This is a genomic window from Salinivibrio sp. MA427 (genome assembly GCF_001996115.1).
Classification (GTDB): domain Bacteria; phylum Pseudomonadota; class Gammaproteobacteria; order Enterobacterales; family Vibrionaceae; genus Salinivibrio; species Salinivibrio costicola.
This window is the reverse complement of record NZ_MUFH01000011.1, coordinates 13,165-27,130: the sequence shown is the minus strand read 5'-3', so window position 1 is coordinate 27,130 and position 13,966 is coordinate 13,165. Positions and strand designations below refer to the sequence as shown.

General features: G+C 51.2%; 9 protein-coding genes and 1 pseudogene. 5 read left to right on the top strand and 5 right to left on the bottom strand.

The annotated features are described in order from the left end of the window. The first annotated feature begins 127 nt into the window (after positions 1 to 127). Together BZG79_RS02420 and BZG79_RS02415 are read left to right on the top strand one after the other, a co-directional pair. Positions 128 to 687: pseudogene (locus BZG79_RS02420) on the top strand (TIGR04211 family SH3 domain-containing protein). A gap of 282 nt (positions 688 to 969) precedes the next feature. Next, positions 970 to 2,220, top strand: a complete 1,251-nt coding sequence (locus BZG79_RS02415; protein ID WP_077773655.1) for a multifunctional CCA addition/repair protein — start codon at positions 970 to 972, stop codon at positions 2,218 to 2,220. Here the strand turns inward: BZG79_RS02415 and BZG79_RS02410 are convergent. The 4 genes from BZG79_RS02410 to BZG79_RS02395 form a co-directional block, all read right to left on the bottom strand. After that, positions 2,217 to 5,282 (bottom strand): error-prone DNA polymerase, encoded by a 3,066-nt coding sequence (locus tag BZG79_RS02410; RefSeq protein ID WP_077773654.1) that lies wholly within the window; start codon positions 5,280 to 5,282, stop codon positions 2,217 to 2,219. The two genes, BZG79_RS02415 and BZG79_RS02410, sit on opposite strands and share 4 nt — an antisense overlap. An 11-nt stretch (positions 5,283 to 5,293) precedes the next feature. Beyond that, a complete protein-coding gene (locus BZG79_RS02405; protein ID WP_077773653.1) occupies positions 5,294 to 6,697 on the bottom strand; it encodes a DNA polymerase Y family protein in 1,404 nt (467 codons plus the stop codon). Next, a complete protein-coding gene (gene imuA / locus BZG79_RS02400; protein WP_077773652.1) occupies positions 6,697 to 7,389 on the bottom strand; it encodes a translesion DNA synthesis-associated protein ImuA in 693 nt (230 codons plus the stop codon). The genes BZG79_RS02405 and imuA overlap by 1 nt, the downstream gene beginning before the upstream one ends. 179 nt (positions 7,390 to 7,568) lie before the next feature. Next, positions 7,569 to 9,017: a sensor domain-containing diguanylate cyclase gene (locus tag BZG79_RS02395; protein WP_175993059.1), complete on the bottom strand. Its 1,449-nt coding sequence runs from the start codon at positions 9,015 to 9,017 to the stop codon at positions 7,569 to 7,571. A gap of 575 nt (positions 9,018 to 9,592) precedes the next feature. On the opposite strand from BZG79_RS02395, the gene pykF reads away from it, so the two are divergent. Beyond that, entirely contained in the window at positions 9,593 to 11,005 is a 1,413-nt protein-coding gene (gene pykF / locus BZG79_RS02385) for a pyruvate kinase PykF (RefSeq protein WP_021023382.1), read from the top strand. A gap of 75 nt (positions 11,006 to 11,080) precedes the next feature. Here pykF and BZG79_RS16305 read toward each other — a convergent pair whose 3' ends face one another. Beyond that, a complete protein-coding gene (locus BZG79_RS16305) occupies positions 11,081 to 11,233 on the bottom strand; it encodes a hypothetical protein (RefSeq protein WP_175993060.1) in 153 nt (50 codons plus the stop codon). A gap of 151 nt (positions 11,234 to 11,384) precedes the next feature. On the opposite strand from BZG79_RS16305, the gene treR reads away from it, so the two are divergent. After that, on the top strand, positions 11,385 to 12,341 hold the full coding sequence (gene treR, locus BZG79_RS02380) for a trehalose operon repressor TreR (protein WP_077773649.1): 957 nt from the start codon (positions 11,385 to 11,387) through the stop codon (positions 12,339 to 12,341). Between the two features lie 151 nt (positions 12,342 to 12,492). Then, positions 12,493 to 13,911 (top strand): PTS trehalose transporter subunit IIBC, encoded by a 1,419-nt coding sequence (gene treB / locus BZG79_RS02375; protein WP_077773648.1) that lies wholly within the window; start codon positions 12,493 to 12,495, stop codon positions 13,909 to 13,911. Positions 13,912 to 13,966: the final 55 nt, after the last annotated feature.

Sequence of the window (13,966 nt, the reverse complement as noted above, 5' to 3'; positions counted from 1 at the left end):
CCGTCGGCAGCGATGTCAAATCACGGTTAAAAAAAGGGGGGCATGGCTCCCCTTTCTTTTTAGCCTATGGCACTATGCCTAGCAAAGCCGATGTGTCCCACACTGAATAATGCAAAGGACCCCAGACGTGAAACACCTGTATTCTGCTCTCATATTGCTATTCGTTCTCGTTACCGCGCCGCAAGCCATGGCGGAGAACTATATTTCTGATGAATTATTTACCTATATGCACTCTGGCCCTGGTACACAATATCGCATTATCGGCAGTGTTGATGCAGGCGATAAAATCACTGTACTCAAGCGCGACCAAAATGCGGGCTATTCGCAAATTGTCGATAGTCGCGGCCGTAAAGGCTGGGTGAAAAGTGACTTCGTCACCACTCAACCTGGCTTGAAAGAACGTGTACCTGCGCTTGAAGCCGAGCTCAAAAAAGTAAAAACAGCCTTATCGAGTGCACAGGATGATGCCAAAGCACAACAAAAAGGGTTGGTTGAGTCGCTTAAAAAGCGTAATGCGCAAATCGAGAAGCTAGAAACACACAGCAGCGAACTCAATAAAAAGCNGATGACTTATTAATGCGCTGGTTCACCTACGGCGGCATGGTGGCCGGCGGCGGCTTACTGTTTGGCCTTGTGCTGCCACATCTTATCCCACGTAAAAAACGTCGCCGTGACGGCTGGGCATAATCAATCTCCGATAAATAGGCTGCGTTTGCAGCCTATTTTATTTAGATCGCCACGTTTATATCGTTTACGTTTTATCCCGCGTTTTTTCTATCTCGTCGTTGATGAGCAATCCCGTCGTTGATGAGCAACCCCATCTTTCATTGGCTAGCTAACGATTAGCCATCCAACGGTAACCATTATCAGCACACGGTGGGCGTGCTGCTACGCTATATGTATACTTCTATGAAGGTATGACTCAGCATCTTTGCTGTTTCTTCACTTTCTGCAACCAAGGAGCTTTGTGTGAAACACTATCTTGTCGGCGGCGCGGTACGCGATGCGTTGTTAAGTTTACCGGTCACGGACAAAGATTGGGTCGTGGTGGGCGCGACAGTGAAGCAAATGCAAGCCTCAGGCTATCAACAAGTTGGCCAAGACTTCCCAGTCTTTTTGCATCCAGAAACGCATCAAGAGTACGCATTAGCACGCACAGAGCGTAAATCGGGCCAAGGCTACACCGGTTTTGTGTGTGACTTTTCGCCAGATATCTCGTTAGAGGCCGATCTTCAGCGGCGTGATCTCACTATAAACGCCATTGCCCAAGATGAAGATGGCACCTTGATTGACCCTTATGGCGGTCAGCAAGATTTACACAACCGGATGTTACGTCATGTCTCGCCCGCCTTTAGCGAAGATCCATTGCGCGTGCTACGTGTGGCACGATTTGCCGCCCGCTTTGCGCCTCTCGGCTTCACCATTGCCGACGATACATTGGCGCTGATGAAAGCTATGGTCGCCAAGGGCGAACTTGCCCACCTCACCCCAGAGCGAGTTTGGCGGGAGTGGGAGAAAGCGCTTGGCAGTGATCGTCCCGATGTGTTTCTTGCTGTGCTGCGCGATTGTGGTGCACTTGCGGTAGTGATTCCTGAAATCGACGCCCTGTACGGCGTGCCGAATCCTGCCAACTGGCACCCTGAGGTCGATACCGGCATCCACACTGAAATGGTCAGCCGTTATGCCGCCTCGTTGACCGATGACAAATGCATTCGCTTTGCTGCACAAGTCCATGATCTCGGTAAAGCCCTCACCCCTTCCTCCATCTTGCCCGGCCATCGCGGCCATGGCGATCGCGGGCTGCCGGTGATAAAAGAGCTGTGCGAGCGGCTTAAAATCCCCAATCAATGCAGAGATTTAGCCTTGGTAGTCAGTGCACATCACTCTAAGATCCATAAATGCGATCAACTCAGCCCCGAGCATTGGGTGGCATTATTTAATCAAATTGATGCGTGGCGAAAACCTGAACGGGTTGAGCAATTGGCCTTGGCATGTTTAGCCGATGTGCGTGGCCGCAAGGGACGTGAAAATTATCATTACCCGCAAGCCGATGCCTTACGTGAGCGCTTTGCCTGTGCCGAGAACGTCGATGTAAAGCCGATTGTCGACGCTGGCTTTAAAGGGGCAGCGATTCGTGATGAGCTTCATCGCCAACGCATTCAGGCGATTGCGGCATGCGCTGCGCCAAGCGATCAGCAAATCGCGGGCACACCCTATTAACGAAACTCACGCGACGTGACCGACAAGGTGGTGAGCTTAGGGGTAAGGTCAATCAACTTACCGGCAATTACATGCACCACCTCGCCCTGACGCTCGACAATGCCATGCACTTTCAACACCTTGGCTTGCATAAAAGCACGGGATTGCGCCCGTGCCGTCCCCGCCCAGACCACCACATTAATATTGCCGGTATCATCTTCCAAGGTGACAAAGGTTACACCACTGGCGGTACCTGGTGATTGCTTGCCCGTCACCACGCCCGCCACCGCGACCCAGCTTTGCGGCGCACACTGTGATAACTCAACGCCGCGGGTAAAACGGCCCAGCGTGCCGGCTTGCGCCATCAAACTAATAGGATGATCGGTGAGCGACAGCCCCAAGGCTGCGTAATCTTCAATCACGTTCTGCCACTGGGAAGGCGAATGAGGCAAGACAACCTCATCGTCACTGGTGGCCAGTAGCGGCAGTTGCCGCTGCTGATCCATCAGTGCCCAGCGCGCCTGATAGCGATTGCCAGCCAGCGCCGCCAATGCGCCACTGCTGGCTAGGGCTTGATAGGCATCGTGGTCAAGGTTAATTTCTTGCAGTGCCGACAAAGACGCAAACCCCGACTCTGGACGATGGACCAGCAATCGGTCTATCGCCGCCGCACTCAATCCTTTGACTAATCGCAATCCCAGCCGCACGCCCCAGTGATCGTCGACCTTTTCTAAGCAATGATCCGCCCCCGAGTGTTGCACACAAACCGGCAACACAGGCACCTGATGGCGCGTGGCGTCTTGCATCAGTTGTGACGGCGAGTAAAACCCCATCGGCTGGCTATTGAGCAAGGCGGTATAAAACGCGGCGGGATAATAATGCTTCAGCCACGCCGATACATAGGCCAAGACCGCAAACGACGCCGAGTGGCTTTCTGGGAAACCATAATCACCAAACCCACAGATTTGCCGGTAAAGCTGCTCGGCAAAGTCGGCGCGATAGCCACGCGCGGTCATCCCAGTAATCAATTTGTCGCGAAACGGCGCTAGTCCACCCTTTTTCTTCCATGCGGCCATCGCACGACGCAGCTGATCCGCTTCGCCACCAGAAAAACCGGCTGCCACCATCGCCAGTTTGATCACCTGCTCTTGAAAAATGGGCACTCCAAGCGTACGCGCCAGCACTTGCTCAACCGCTTTGGACGGGTAGCTCACCACTTCTTCCCCATCACGGCGCTTTAAATACGGATGCACCATGTCACCTTGAATCGGGCCGGGGCGGACAATGGCAATTTGGATCACCAAATCATAATAACAAGCCGGTTTGAGTCGCGGTAGCATACTCATTTGTGCCCGTGACTCAATTTGAAATACCCCTACGGTATCGGCGTGCTGAATGCGCGCAAACACCCCCGGATCATCGCCTTGTTGAGTGATCGCCGCCAAACTCAAGCGAGGGCCACCGGTTTGAGCAATCAAATCAAAGGTACGTCGAATCGCGGTGAGCATACCCAGCGCCAGTACGTCGACTTTCATCAGATGCAGCGTTTCCAGATCGTCTTTATCCCACTGGATCACCGTCCGCTCTGCCATCGCCGCATTTTCCACCGGCACCAACTCATACAAAGGCCCATCTGCAATCACAAAGCCACCGACATGCTGAGAAAGGTGGCGCGGAAAGCCGATCAATGTCTGGGTAAGCGACAGCCATTGTTGGCTTTTCGCGCTTTTAGGATCGAGGCCCAACTGTTGAAGTTGCTGCGTCCAAGGCTGAGTTTTATCGCGCCGATTGAGGTTTTGAATAAAAAAATCAATCTGGCTAGCGGGGATCGCCAACGCTTTGCCCACATCACGCAGTGCACTTTTAAGCCGATAACGGATCACGGTTGCCGCTAAGGCAGTCCGCTCACGGCCATATTTTTGATACAAATACTGGATCACTTCTTCACGGCGCTGGTGCTCAAAGTCGACGTCAATATCTGGCGGCTCGTCGCGCTCTTTGCTAATAAAGCGCTCAAACAGCACATCGACTTTGCACGGATCCACCGCGGTGATCCCTAAGCAATAACACACCACCGAGTTCGCCGCCGAGCCGCGTCCTTGGTATAAGATCCCACGCGATTGAGCAAAGCGCACCAGATCGTAAATGGTCAAAAAGTAATACGGATAATCGAGCGCCTCGATAAGCGCGAGCTCTTTTTCAATGATGGCTCCCACGTCACTGGGTACCCCCTTGGGGAAACGCTGCTGTGCGCCTTGCTTGACCGCGTCACGCAGATACGCCATCGCAGACTCGCCGGTTGGCACCACTTCTTTGGGGTAGCTGTATTTGAGGCTCGCCAAGGAGAACTGACACTGAGCGGCAATCTTGGCACTTTCCGCTAGCCACTCGGGTGGGAATAGAGTCTGTAACTTAGATAGCGGGCGTAAAGCCCGCTCTGCATTGGGCAATAAAGTCTGCCCCAATTCAGCCACAGGCTGACGATGCCAAATCGCGGTTAAAGTATGATGTAATGCTAGTCGTTCAGGGTGATGCATCTGCACATCACCACACGCTGTCACACAAAGTTGATACTGGCTTGCCAGCATGCGACAGTGCGCCAGATACGGATGATCGTGTTCTGCTAAATCGCGGCGCACAGCCAGGTACAAGCGCTCAGCATGATAACGCAGCAGCCACGTCGCCCAATGATGATCACTCTCCGCGCCACTGGGTAGCCATAGCACCAAGCCATGACGTATCGACATCAGATCCCACTCGCTCAGCTGGTAATCGCCTTTGTGACTGCGCCGCCGCGCATTGGTGATAATCCGACACAGCTCTTGGTAAGCCGCTTGGGTGGGACACAGCAGAACAACATCTAACGCCTGCAGACGAAAGCGACTGCCAATGATCAGCGAAAGCTGCGGATAACCACGCTGAGCTTGATACGCACGCACCACGCCTGCGACCGAGCATTCATCGGTGATCGCGAGCGCTTGATAGCCCAATGCCGCCGCTTGCGCCACCAGCTCTTCCGGGTGTGAGGCGCCCTCAAGAAAGGAGAAATTGCTGCAACATACCAGCTCGGCATACGTACTCATCGCTTCACCGTCTAACTAAACCAACCGTGTAAAAACCAAGTTTGCTCTGGCGTGCGAAATACCCATAGCCATTGTTGCTGAGCGTTTTGAGCAATAAAGTAATCGCGCTGGATAGGCGCATCTTCCCACCAGCCCGTGACAATCCGCTCCGGCCCGTCACGTAAGGTGACCTTACCAATCAGTGGCGTGGGTTGCGGCAACAATAAGCTTGGACGTGGGCGCGTAGGTGCCGAGGCCGTCGGCGTGGCGCTATGATGATGAGGGACATGTTGGCTGGCCGCCTCGGGACGGTGATGATCTACATACGCCAACCGCATGACCGCCTCCTCTCCTAGTCGGGCTGCCAGTGTCGCGACCAACTCATCACGGTTTTGCTCGCCTTGCTGCGCGCTAAAGAGATCGGTTTGTCCGGGCTGGTGGCAATCAATTTGCGTGGCGCACACACTCACTGCCGTTACTGGCTGGCTTACTTGCCATGACGCCAGGCGTAAACGCACCAACGCCATCCAGCGATCGGGATCTTTCTCACCATGCGCGGCCACCACGGAAAGGGTTTCTTCGCAATTATCGCGCAAACTAAACCCCAACGTCAGCGCAGGCGTGCAGGCACTACGCTGCTCAAGAAAGTGGCACAGTGCCGAGACGAGATTCTCGATAATGGGCAATAAATGGGCTTGCTCACTGAGCTCAAACAACAAAATCCGTTGCTGAAAAAATTGCAGCGGTGGCTGAAAATAATTCAGTGGCGTCGGCTTATCGCCACTCACTTCGGCAAGATAATCCACCACTGTGCGGGGAAAACGTCGCATCAGCGAAGCGGTAGGCAAGGCGATAAGCTCACCTAACTGAGAGAAGCCTAGACGCGTAAACTGGGTTTTCACCGTCTCCGGTAAAGGCGCTGCGGCCAACGGCAATTGCTGCAACGCTGCCTGCAAATGCTCGGGGTCGGTTCTGACCTTGCCTGCGTGACCATACGCCATAAGCTCGGCGGCACGCGGCGTTTGGCCCACACCAGCCTGATAACGGATGCCATTTTCAACCAACGTTTGAGTCACTGCCTGCCATAGCGGGGGAAACCCTTGATATAGCGCTAACATCGGTGACACGTGTAGCCATAAACCTTTAGGCGGATTAAGGCTGATTTCCGCGACCAACGGATAAAGCTGTGTGGCGATCTGCTCAAGGGCCGACTGCTCTTTCTTCGCGCAATAAGGGTAGACCGCAAGCTGATGACAGTTAACTGCCGCCGCCCCTAATCCCATACCGGTATTCAGACCGTGTGTGTTAGCCGCCACAGAGAGCTGCACTAAACGGCCTTCTTGCTCGTTGACCAGCCCCACTGCCTGCTCAGGTGACGGCACATAGAGGCTATCTAACAACAAGCTCGGGCAATGCAGGTACAGCCACAGAGTCATCACGCTTGCTCCCGCTGTTGCCGTGAGGGAAAGGCGAGCAAATTATCTGCGCTGCTCGGCCAAGTCACCAAAGCGGACCATTGCTCGCGCCAATCGAGGGTAAACGGGGCCGGTGGCCATTGGCCGCGACAATAGCGCACCGTGACTGTCACGCCACACGCAGAAGGGGCCAGCGCCACACTTAAATCAACAGGCAAGCTCAATGAATACGATTGCTGACGGCGCAACAACACCACCGCACATTGACCATGTTCGGCCGCCAGTTTTAAGCGTTTGACTTGCCCAATCGTGATCGAAGATGGCCATAACACTACCGCCTGACACGCACCACTGCGCGCCGCTTGCTCGGCTGCCCACAGCGCATGTTGATCGCTATCGGGATACACTAGCAAGGTGTTTTCTGTTGGATAACCTTGCTGATGTAACATTGCCGCATTAATACCGACCGGAGGACGGATCCAGGCGATCTCTTTACCGGTGGCGCGATACAGCGCAGGCAATACTAACCGCAGCTCACCAACGCCAAAATCACTGATGATATCCGTAACCCCTGGAGTAGGGATCCCACCCAGACGCTGATCAAACGCGGCATAACCGGTCGCTTGCTTATCGGGTAACTCAGCCATTAGCGGACGCTGACTAGCACGCCATAAGCCGTGTTGTTGGGCTAATTGTTCGAGCGTTTTCATCATTAAAATACCTGTATATATATACAGTATATTTAACTTTCGTCGCGCTGCAAGAAAAAGAAAAAGAAAAAGAAAAAACCAGTGCACGCCCTATAGCCGGTTGATAAAAAAACGACCCCTAAAAAGGAGCCGACTTTCTTGGTGGGATGTCGTGTCTGATAAGGTATAACGCGCTCAGAGGATTACATCGCTGAAATAGGCGTCTTCACCGATTGAGACGAGGCGAGCATTACTTGGTTACGTCCTCGGTGCTTAGCGCGATACATCAACACATCTGCCGCATGAATCAAAGCATCAAGCTCTAACGCGTCCATATCATCGGTAACATCACTGGCAATGATTGCACCGATACTGACCGTTACCCGTATCTCAGCACCGTCAAACTCAAACACACTATCCGCCACATCGCAGCGAATATGGTTCGCTATTTCAATCAAGGCATCTAAATTTGGCGTTGGACAGAGTACACAGAACTCTTCGCCTCCCAGACGTGCTGCAGCGCCTTTTTTGACTAATCGCTTTAGGTAGCTGGCAAGGTGTACCAACACTTTATCGCCTTGCATATGCCCGTAGGTATCGTTGACTTGTTTGAAATGGTCAAGATCAATCAGGATCAATCCCATTTCTTGCTGACGGCTAAGTTTGGGCTTTTGACGTGAAAAGTAAGCGTCTAAACCACGACGGTTTAACAGCTGCGTTAAAGGATCCGTATTAGCAAACTCTCGCAGACGTGAATTGGCTTGGCGCAGCGCAACAGTCCGCTTATACACCATACGCTTTAGAATAAAAATATAGGTCACCGCGCCTAATAGCACCGTAAGAGCGACACTCGGGATAAGCCAAGTGGGATAGGCTTCGACGCGTTCGGTATTAATCCATTTTTGTTTAATACGCAGTAACTCTTGTGCGGGGATGTTATCAATGCCGGCACGTATCTCGTTCAGTAGTGCTTGATTACCTTTAGGTACCGCCGCATAAATCGGACGCGTATACAGCACTTGATCGGCAACAAACGCCAGCGGCTTACCTTGCGTCAAAAAATAAAAGTTTGCGGTTTGGCTATCGGCAACGAGTGCACTGATTTCGCCATCGAGCGCGGCACTAAATAACGTTTCATTACGCCGAAAGCGTCTTTGCTTCACATTAGGATAATGTTCAGCTAAAAACCAAGATTCGTAGCTGCCAGCCACCACGCCAACCACTTTGTCTGCGGCTAATGGATCTTTACTAACTTGTCCCGCCTGATTTTGCACATATAAAGACCCATTCGTATTGAAGATAGGCGCCACATAATCCAAATAGGCTTCACGTTCGGGAGACTTGAGTAACCCCGCGTGAACGCGATTGCCTCCCTCTTTCATATACGAAAGGGAGTCAGCCCAGTCGAGCAGCATAAACTGAATCGATTCGTGATTGTATTTAGCGTAAGCCTGCCAAAAATCAATCAATAAGCCTTTGGGTTGACCATTACCCGGTATGTAGCTGTAGGGTTTCCATTCAGACGAATGCGCAACGACTAGTATGTCTTTTTCTTCTGACAGATACGCGTCGTCAGCCCATGCAAACGTACTTGCATACGTGCAGGCTATAAGCAGCATCCCTGTCAAAAACCGTAAAATACGCGCAAACATTGTTAGGCAGCTCATGAAAAGAGTCTTGATGGTAGATAAAATCTTACAGAACGCAAAAGACTTAATAAAAAAGCATGATCCAGTTCAAATTGGAAGCCAGATCACACCATATAATGTCAAGTTAGACATTAACGGTATAGAAACTAATCAAAAAGGAATACGTCGTATGGTAAAGGAGAGCGCGTCAACAGAAAGCGTAATCAATACAAAAATATCTTACCCCCTCACTAACCTGTCATGCTGTTGTAATGATTTAAATCGGTAGTTGTGGTAAATTTACGCGCCCAAATGGAGAAAGGGGCTTGGATATTCAGATCGCGTGCTTTAAGTCTTCTAATCGATAGCGGCTTTATTGCCCGTGATCAACATAGATCACCGCAGACCATCTATACTCACAGGCGATAAACAGTGATGTTACCCCAGCTATCCTAGTTGCGGTAACGCCATTGAAAAATGCAGAGGTTTCGCTTTCACAGCTACTTGAGCAAAAAGTGCGTGGTAAAATTACACTTTTTCAGTGTGTTGTGAAAAAGCACCAAGCTTATGTTTCAATTTTTGACCGGAGAAATGTGTCGATGAAAAAGACCAAAATCGTATGTACGATTGGCCCAAAAACCGAATCTGAAGAGATGCTGACTCAGCTTGTTGAAGCTGGTATGAACGTCATGCGCCTTAACTTCTCACACGGTGACTACCAAGAGCACGGTGCTCGTATTGCTAACCTACGTAACGTGATGAAGCAAACGGGTAAACAAGCCGCTATCTTGCTGGATACTAAAGGTCCAGAGATCCGTACGGTAAAACTAGAAAATGGCGACGATGTCATGCTAGAAGCCGGTCAAACCTTCACTTTCACCACAGACACCTCTGTCGTGGGCAATAAAGATCGCGTTGCGGTCACTTACGAAGGTTTACCTCAGGATTTAAAAGCGGGTAATACTGTCTTAGTCGATGATGGTCTGCTTGAGATGGAAGTACTAGAAACGACTGAAAAAGAAGTGGTTTGTAAAGTACTGAACAATGGCGAGCTAGGTGAAAACAAAGGCGTTAACCTGCCAGGCGTTTCCGTTAGCCTTCCGGCATTGGCAGAAAAAGACAAGTCTGATCTTAAGTTCGGCTGTGAGCAAGGTGTTGATTTTGTTGCCGCCTCATTTATCCGTAAAAAAGAAGACGTGGAAGAAATCCGCGAGCTACTAGCCCAAAACGGTGGCAGCGACATCAAAATCATCTCTAAAATCGAAAACCAAGAAGGTGTCGACAACTTTGACGCTATCTTAGAGGCCTCAGACGGCATCATGGTTGCTCGTGGTGATCTGGGTGTAGAAATCCCGGTTGAAGAAGTGATCTTCGCGCAGAAGATGATGATCGAAAAATGTAACCGTGCTCGCAAGCTGGTTATTACCGCAACACAAATGCTGGATTCGATGATCAAAAACCCACGTCCAACCCGTGCTGAAGCCGGTGACGTGGCGAATGCTATCATGGATGGTACCGATGCCGTCATGCTGTCAGGGGAATCTGCAAAAGGTAAGTACCCATTAGAAGCGGTAAGCATCATGGCGCAAATCTGTGAGCGTACAGACCGTCAAATGTCACCTGCGTTGGGTTCTCGTCTCGATAGCAGCCGTCTGCGCATCACCGAAGCGGTCTGTAAAGGCGCTGTCGATACCTCTCAAAAACTGGGCGCACCTTTGATTGTCGTTGCGACCGAAGCGGGCAAATCAGCACGCTCAGTACGTAAGTACTTCCCAACGGCTAATATCATCGCGGTAACCACTAATCCGAAAACAGCCGCACACTTGTGTCTGACTAAAGGGGTGACGCCTGTGATGATCGAAAGCATCGACAGCACGGATGAGTTCTACCGTCGCGGTAAAACCATCTCTCTCGAATCAGGCTTGGCCAACAAAGGCGATATCGTCGTGATGGTGTCCGGTGCTTTAGTTCCTTCAGGCACAACCAATACTACATCAGTGCACGTGCTGTAATTGATCGTACTTATATAGTAAAAGCGATAACAAAATTTACGCCTCGACTATGTCGGGGCGTTTTTTTATCTGCGCTTACCAGTGGACAATTTCTTTGAAGTGCGTTTTGATCAATACCGCTAACGGCACTAAATAAATCGCGCTAAGCTTTAATGCCAATACCGCGAGCGTCAAGGTGGTCATGCGCACTAGGCACTTATTGATCGTTTGTAGTAAAGGGTGGCTCATCATCATTTCAGTCTAAAAAGGTCGTTGTTCAAAAATCAGGCTGTAGTTTACAAATTAATCAATAAATCGCAAGCGCCAATCACGGCTGTTATCATGACAGGTAAAGGCGCTGTGTCTAAGCCACTGATTTACCGCTATCACAGAGAAAAAGATGACAAAACCATTAACCATTTTGGATATTGCCCGCTTAGCCGGGGTCGGGAAATCGACCGTATCCCGTGTGTTAAACAATGACGCACGCGTTAAAGACAGCACACGCGCTAAAGTGCAAGCGGTGATCGACCAACACGACTTTCTCCCTTCTAAATCCGCGCGGGCGATGCGAGCACAACGCAGTGGTGTTGTGGGTGTGATTGTAGCTAAGCTGAGCTCCAACTCCGAAAATACCGCGCTGACTGGCTTGCTCAATACCTTGTATGCCAGAGGCTATGACGCCGCGATTATGGAAACGCAATTTTCGCAACAAAAAGCACAAGCCCATTTGGACGTGCTAAAACGTCGTAATGTGGACGGTATTATTTTTTTTGGCTTTTCGGGGTGTGATCTCTCTGCTCTGGCGCCTTTTGCTCCCCATTGTGTGGTACTCGCGATCGATAGTAACGACTATGCCAGTGTGAGTTATGACAACCGAGGCGCTGTCACACAAGTCATGGCGCATTTCTATGCCCAAGGACTGCGCTACATTCACTTTCTCGGTATTGATGAACACGATGAAACCACGGGGCGTGCTCGGGCCCATGCCTACCATTCTTTCTGTGATCGCCACCAACTACCTGCCCGTCTGCATCGCTGCGAAATGAGCCTACATGCTGCCTATAAGGCAACCGACTCACTGATTGATAGCCAAACTCAGGCGGTTGTATGTGCGTCTGATACCCTGGCGCTTGGCGTCGCTAAGCGATTACAAACCCTTGGCCGAGAGGACATTGCTATTGGCGGCATTGGCAATCATGACATGCTACGCTTTATGTTCCCACGCGCAGTCAGTGTGGAGCTGGGTTACCATCAAGCGGGTCAGCATGCAGCCGAGCTATTGCTCAAGCAGCTTGATGAAACGCCTACTGAGATCACGCATTGGACACAACCGTGTCATCTCGTGGTGCCCTAACCTTTTCTCTACACGATGAATCAAGCAGTTAAAAAATTCTGTGTGATGGTTTTCAAATAATGGGAACGATTCCACTGATAAATTAGATCGTACGATCCATAATCAGTGGGAACGTTACCAATGAATACCCTACAGCAATACAGGATTGCTTATGAGCCAGATAGATAAAAAAGCCGTTGACCAATTGGTTACTCATATTGGCGGCAAAGACAACATTGCAACCGTAAGCCACTGCCTCACCCGTTTACGTTTCGTGTTAAACGATCCGGAGAAAGCCGATGTCGCAGCGATTGAAGCGATCCCCATGGTGAAAGGCTGCTTTACCAGTGCCGGTCAATTTCAAGTGGTGATCGGCACCAGCGTCGACCAAGCTTTCGCGCTGTTACAACAAGCCACCGGCGTCGAGGGCCAATCAAAAGACGAAGCCAAACAAGCGGCTCGCCAAAATATGACCCTAACTGAACGTGCGATTTCACACCTCGCGGAAATTTTTGTTCCCCTTCTTCCCGCGATCATCACCGGCGGTCTGATCCTCGGCTTCCGTAATGTGATCGGTGATATCCGCATGTTCGATGGCAAAACCCTGACCGAGATCAGCGAGTTTTGGGCTACCGCTCACGGCTTCTTATGGCTGCTTGGCGAAGCCATCTTCCACTTCCTGCCTGTCGGTGTCTGTTGGGCGACGGTGAGAAAAATGGGCGGTACGCCAATCTTGGGTATCGTGCTCGGTATTACCCTAGTATCACCCCAGTTGATGAACGCTTACCTTATCGGTAAAGAAATCCCCGAAGTGTGGGACTTTGGCTGGTTCTCGATTGAAAAAGTCGGTTATCAAGCGCAGGTGATCCCGGCGATGTTTGCGGGGATGGCGTTGGCGTTTATTGAAACCCAGTTAAAACGCATTATTCCGGATTATTTGTATTTGGTGGTGGTGCCTTTTATCGCCCTGCTCACTTCCGTGATCTTGGCACACACCCTGATTGGCCCATTTGGCCGCGAAATCGGTAATGGTGTCGCCTTCTTAGCCCGTTCGGCGATGACCGGCGATTACGCTTACATAGGTGCGGCTCTGTTCGGCTTCCTTTATGCACCTTTAGTGATCACAGGTGTTCACCACACCACTAACGCGGTGGACTTGCAACTGATGCAAGAAATGAACGGTACCCCTATTTGGCCACTGATTGCCCTGTCCAACATTGCACAAGCCTCGGCGGTGGTCGGGATCATTTGGATGAGCAAAAAAGAAAACGAGCGCGAAATATCGGTGCCTGCCGCGATTTCTGCCTACCTTGGCGTCACGGAGCCGGCCATGTACGGGATTAACTTACGTTACAAATTCCCGATGCTATGCGCCATGGTTGGCTCGGCCCTATCGGCGATTGTGTGTGGTCTTTCCGGCGTGATGGCCAACGGCATTGGTGTGGGTGGCCTGCCAGGTATTTTATCCATTCAGCCACAGTTCTGGGGTGTTTATGCGGTCGCGATGCTGATAGCCATTATCGTGCCCATTGCACTCACCGCGTTTATGTATCGCCGCCAAGCCAGCAAAGGCAAACTGGCCGTCATCTAATTCCCCTTCAGTCTGCGGGGAGGGAACGCTCCCTGCTTTATTCGCGTTGAGAGAG